The sequence below is a fragment of the Streptomyces triticirhizae genome (assembly GCF_003696235.1).
In the GTDB taxonomy this organism is placed as follows: domain Bacteria; phylum Actinomycetota; class Actinomycetes; order Streptomycetales; family Streptomycetaceae; genus Streptomyces; species Streptomyces triticirhizae.
On the sequence record NZ_RFFJ01000305.1, the window covers coordinates 1 to 4,832 of the forward strand.

Annotated in this window: 5 protein-coding genes and 1 pseudogene; 2 read left to right on the top strand and 4 right to left on the bottom strand. The window is 74.6% G+C overall.

All coding sequences use genetic code 11. The annotated features are described in order from the left end of the window. The coding region (locus EBN88_RS28630) for a protein kinase domain-containing protein (protein WP_325052788.1) at positions 1-356 on the bottom strand (356 nt) is incomplete at its 3' end. A 90-nt stretch (positions 357-446) separates the two neighbouring features. Then, positions 447-2,693: a PQQ-binding-like beta-propeller repeat protein gene (locus EBN88_RS32505; protein WP_122399921.1), complete on the bottom strand. Its 2,247-nt coding sequence runs from the start codon at positions 2,691-2,693 to the stop codon at positions 447-449. 259 nt (positions 2,694-2,952) lie between these two features. Between EBN88_RS32505 and EBN88_RS30955 the strand changes: the two genes are divergently transcribed. Further along, positions 2,953-3,537 carry a hypothetical protein gene (locus EBN88_RS30955; RefSeq protein WP_158621573.1) on the top strand — a complete coding sequence of 195 codons (585 nt, stop codon included), beginning with the start codon at positions 2,953-2,955 and terminating at the stop codon, positions 3,535-3,537. Positions 3,538-3,564: 27 nt separating this feature from the next. On the opposite strand, the gene EBN88_RS28645 is transcribed toward EBN88_RS30955, so the two are convergent. Then, entirely contained in the window at positions 3,565-4,017 is a 453-nt protein-coding gene (locus tag EBN88_RS28645) for a VOC family protein (protein ID WP_122399922.1), read from the bottom strand. Between the two features lie 21 nt (positions 4,018-4,038). Between EBN88_RS28645 and EBN88_RS28650 the strand changes: the two genes are divergently transcribed. Next, positions 4,039-4,704, top strand: a complete 666-nt coding sequence (locus tag EBN88_RS28650) for a CGNR zinc finger domain-containing protein (protein WP_122399923.1) — start codon at positions 4,039-4,041, stop codon at positions 4,702-4,704. On the opposite strand, the pseudogene EBN88_RS28655 reads toward EBN88_RS28650, so the two are convergent. Beyond that, positions 4,701-4,832: pseudogene (locus tag EBN88_RS28655) on the bottom strand (IS481 family transposase); the annotation flags it as partial. The gene EBN88_RS28650 and the pseudogene EBN88_RS28655 overlap by 4 nt on opposite strands.

Genomic DNA, 4,832 nt, shown 5'->3' on the forward strand with positions numbered 1-4,832 from the left:
GGGGCCAGCGCGCGCCGCCGGCCGCGCGCTGGCGCCCGCCCGCCCGGGCTCCGCCCAACGGGGCGCTGGGCGTGGCCGGTTGGGGTGGCGCCGCTGGCGTCCACGGCGTGGGCGATGCCGAAGTCGATGACCCTCGGCCCCTCCAGGGTGATCAGGATGTTGGACGGCTTGAGGTCCCGGTGGATCAGCCCGTTGCCGTGGATGTCCGCCAACGCCTGGACCAGCCCGTGGGCGAGGGCCCAGACCGTGGACTCGGGCAGCGGGCCGTCCTCGCGCAGGACCTGGGTCAGCGAGGGCCCCGGCACATAGCCGGTGGCGCCCCACGGCGCGGCGGCCTCCGGGTCACTGTCCAGCACGGGCGCGGTCCAGGCCCCGCTGACCCGGCGCTCCCCGGTGATGCCCGGCGATGTCCGGGACCCGGGACCGGGGACCCGGGACCGGGGACCTCAGCGGAAGAGGTGGAGCAGCGGGTCGTCCGCGCTGTGTTCGCCCTGGTTCAGGAGCAACCAGCCCTCGCCCGAGTGGAGTTCGGTGAAGAGCTGCGGCTCGTTCCCGCCCACCGACGGATGGAGTCGGCCGGAGCGCACCGTCGCGCCGTCGTCCACGCGGAACGAACGCAGCGTGGTGGCGTTCCGGCCGGTCTCCCGGGCGAGCACGGTCACCTGCCCGTCCCGTTCGCTCAGGCCGACCACCGCCCCGTCGAAGGTGTCCGAACGCCACACCGGCGAGCCGTCCGCCAGCGCGTGGGCGCTCACCGTCGACCTGCTGTGGACGCTGGTGCTGCCCCGGGACCGCACGGTGTACCGCTCGGTTGAGTGGGTCACCAGCAGCCCGTCCACGACCGCCGCCTCGCGCAGCGGCACCGCGCTGAACGCCCCGTGCCGCAGGGCGGGATGGGTCGCCGGAACGTCGGCTGCGGCGTCGATGACCACCGTTCGCCCCGCCTCCGTCGCACTCCCGGCCGTCGTGCCGTCGGCCGACGGGCTCTCGGTCCCGGGAGCGGCGTGCAGGGTGTAGCCGGCCCGCACCACCAGGGGCTGGACGGAGATCACCTGGAAATCGCCGGGCCGGTAGCCGTGGGGCAGCGGGTGCGCGCTCAGCACCGTGCCGTCCGCCGGGTCCCTGAGGCTGACCACGACCCGCCGCCCGGACTCCGCCGCCCCCGCGTCGTCCGTGCAGAACTCGGCGGTCACCAGCGCGCCTTGGGCGCCGTCCCCGGCCACCCCGACCGGGTGGCAGCCCTCGGTCGCCTCGGCCGCCCACAGCGGCGTTCCGTCCGTCGCGTCCAGCGCGCGGTAGCCGCCGGTCGCCTCGCGGAGCACGGCGGCGGGCCCGGCCAGGGCCAACTGCCCGGTGTGCGGCGGCTCCTCGGAGGCCCCGGGCCCTTCGTCGGCCAACTCATAGTCGTGGGGGGCATCGGCGTCGGCCCGGAAGGTGGGCCCGCCCACGAAGTCGCCCGACCACAGCGGCTCGCCCCGCGCCGGGTCCAGCGCCAGCACCGTCTCGCACCGCTCGGCCTCGGGCGCCCGGAGGGCGAGCAACAGCAGCCGCTCGGTGGGCTGTTCGGCGGCGGCGCACAGCAGCCGGCCCCCTGGCGGCCGCCAGGACCAGCGCTCCGCGCCGTCCGCCACGTCGTAGGAGGTCAGCCCCCACGCGGTCATCCGCACCACGGAGCCGTCCAACACCCAGGCGCCGGCGGTGATGTTCCGCCCCCCGGCGTCGGCGGCCCCGGCGGGGGCTTCGGCCGCCCACACCTGCCGCACCGGGTCGCCGACCCCGCCCAGCCCGGCGGCCAGCCAGGTCGGAGGGGCGAGAACCAGCCAACTCCCCACCAGCACCAGCTTGCGCCGTCCCGAGACCCGCTCGGGCTTGGAGACCAGCAGCACCAGGGTGGCGATCGCCACCGGAGCCATGAGCAGCAGCGTCAGCAGCGACAGCCAGGTGGGCACATCCGCCGTGTCGATGGCGTACCGGAGCACCAGCGTGAAGACGACGGCCGGCACCGCGCCCAGGGCGACGGTGGCCCAGAACAGCTGACGGGCACTGAGCGGTCGACGCGGTCGACGCGGCCGGCGCGGCTTCCCCGGCGCCGACCCGTTCGGCGTCCGCCCCTTCGCCAACGTCGGTTTGGGCGCCGGCTCCCGTGCCGGGGCAGGCTCCCGTGCCGGCGCCGGCCTCGGGGCGACGGGCCGCTCGGTGGGCCTGCGCCCGTAGCGGTTGACGCGTTCGGTCTCGGCCGCCAGCCTCGTCAGCCAGGGTATCCAGGGGCCAGGCCGGGCCCCGTTGGCCAGCCCCAGCCCCCAGACGGTCAGCAGGCCGAGCGCGGCCAGCGCCAACAGGCCGTCGTCCAGGGCCGACATCCTCGGGTACAGCCAGGCGTTGCCCAGTTGGAGCGCGCACGCCCCCAGCACCCCGACCGAGCCGCCGATCAGCCAGCCGCGCGCCACCGGGCCGCGCCGCCCGCGCGGCGGCAGGCCGACGTTCCACTCCGCCAGGGAGTACGTGATCACCCCGAGGATGAGCACCAGCAGCACGCCGGCGCCCCAGTCGGTCCAGCTGTCCGGCGGCACCTCGTGGACCGACTCCTCGACCATGTTCAGGGCGATCGCGAACGGAACGAGGCCCCACAGCAGGCCGTTGGTCCCCGCGAGCAACACCCGCCAGGCCGGCACCCTCTCGCCGTCCTCCCTCAACTCCCGTCCTCCCCGCTCCCTTTGCGACCGCACATCGCGACCCCGGCTCGCGGCCGTGCGCGCCGCGCCGGGTCCAGCCTCTCAGACGGCCGAAAGTAGGCGGTAGGGGCGGCCCTCGCGCCGACGCGGGCAGCGAATCGGGGCGTGTTCGCACGGCGCGGTGGAGAGGAGGCCGGTTGGTGATGCGACCTGAGGGGGCGGCGCGTGGAGACCGTGAACCCGGACCGCCCCGATCCCGATCCCGATCGCAGGAGCAGCGTTGACCAGAGATGTCTCACGGAGCCGGGCCGTCCCGCGCCGCCGCCTCGCCGCGTTGGTCCTCGCCGCCGTCGTCCTGTCCGGGTGCGGCGGCGGGGGTGGCGACGACGAGGCGGCGACGTCGTCCCCGCCCCCCACGTCGCACCCCGATCCCGACACCGACGCGTCCCCGTCCGCGTCCCCGTCCCCGTCCGCTTCTTCGTCCCCGTCTCCGTCCGCGTCCGAAGATGCCGCGCCCTGGGCCGGCAGCGAGCAGTTCGCGCAGATCGAGGATGCCTGGACCAGCGACGGGGTGAACTATCTGTCGGTGCGGCCCGCGCGGAAGGAAGCGGTCACGGAATCGTACGAGGCATGGTTGGTCATCCCGAGCGAGGGCCCCTTCACCACGGTGCCCCTGGCCGAGGACGCCACGGTGCTGCTGTCGGCCCCGCTCACCGACGAGGCACACCCGTCGTCGCACTCCCCGACCGAGTTCGTCAGCCTGCTGGCGACCCTGCCATCGTCGACCCGCACCCACGTCGGCTACGACCTGAGCTTCGACGGAGCGGGCCGGGTGACCACGGTGGAGTCGCTGTACACGCCCTGAGCCAGGGGCCGGTCCCGCTCGGCCCGTTCAGCTGACGCAGAACTCGTTGCCCTCCGGGTCGAGCATCACCCACCAGTGGCCGGCCGGACCCTGGTCCTCCTCGCGGACCCGTCTCGCGCCCCTGGCCTCCAACCGCTCGACCGTCCGCTCCCGTTCGCCGGGCCCGCTGTGGATGTCGAGGTGCAGCCGGTTCTTCACCGTCTTGCGCTCCGGCACCTCCTGGAACAGCAGCCGGCGGCCGAGGCCGACGTCGCTCTCCTCGTCGAAGGGGTCGTCCGGGTGTCGGACGGCCGCGAAGCCACGGAACGCCAGCCGGCCCCGGTGCTCCACGATCGCCTCGTCCGGCAGCTGCCCCGCCGCGCGCAGCCGCGCCACCAGCGGACTCTGGTCCTCCACCCGGTACTCCAGGGCGGCGGCCCAGAACTCCGCCTGCTCCTGGGCGTTCTCGCTGTCGATCACAACTTTCCAGCCACGTGCCATGTAACTAGTTATAGTGGTTACATGAGTCTCAAGGGAAGCGGCGCGGCCGGGTTGCGTCTGCGTTCCTGGTCCGGAAGCTGGTTCCGCTTCGACCCGGGGGCGCTCTGTCTCGAACTGCTGCCGACGGGCGGGCCCGGCGCGTTCGCGCGCTGGGAGGTGCTGCACGCGCCCGAGGACCTGGTCGGCTGGGCGGCGGAGTGCCGGCTGCGGCCGGTGCCCCGGCTGACGGTGAGCTGGAACGAGCTGCGCGCCGCCCGCCAACTGCGCGACGCGCTGTGGGAGATGTCGCTCGCGCGGGCGGCCGGCGAGCCGCTGCCGGCCGAGCCCCTGGCGGTGGTGAACGCGGCGGCCGCACGCCCCCCGTTGACGCCCCTGATCGCCCCCGACGGCACCCGCGCCCTCGCCGAACCGGCCACCGGGCGACAGCTGTTGGCCACCGTCGCCCACGACGCGATCGACCTGTTCACCGGCCCGCACGCGCACCGGATACGGGTGTGCTCCTCCGACACCTGCTCGCTCGTCTATGTCGACACCTCGCGCCCGGGCCGCCGCCGCTGGTGCGCCATGGAGCACTGCGGCAACCTCCACAAGGTCCGCGCCCACCGCGCCCGCCACGAAGCCGCCGGTACCCATGCGACCGAGGGGACCGACGGGACCGACGGGACCGACCACGCCACCGGGCCCTAGCTGTATTGCCCTGTGAGGTTGGGGACGCGGGTGGCGGGTGGGTGGCCGTTGAGTGCGGTGTGTCCGCGGTGGTGATTGTAGGTGTGGAGCCACTGGTCGAAGGCCGTGCGTCGTTCGCTCTCTGATCG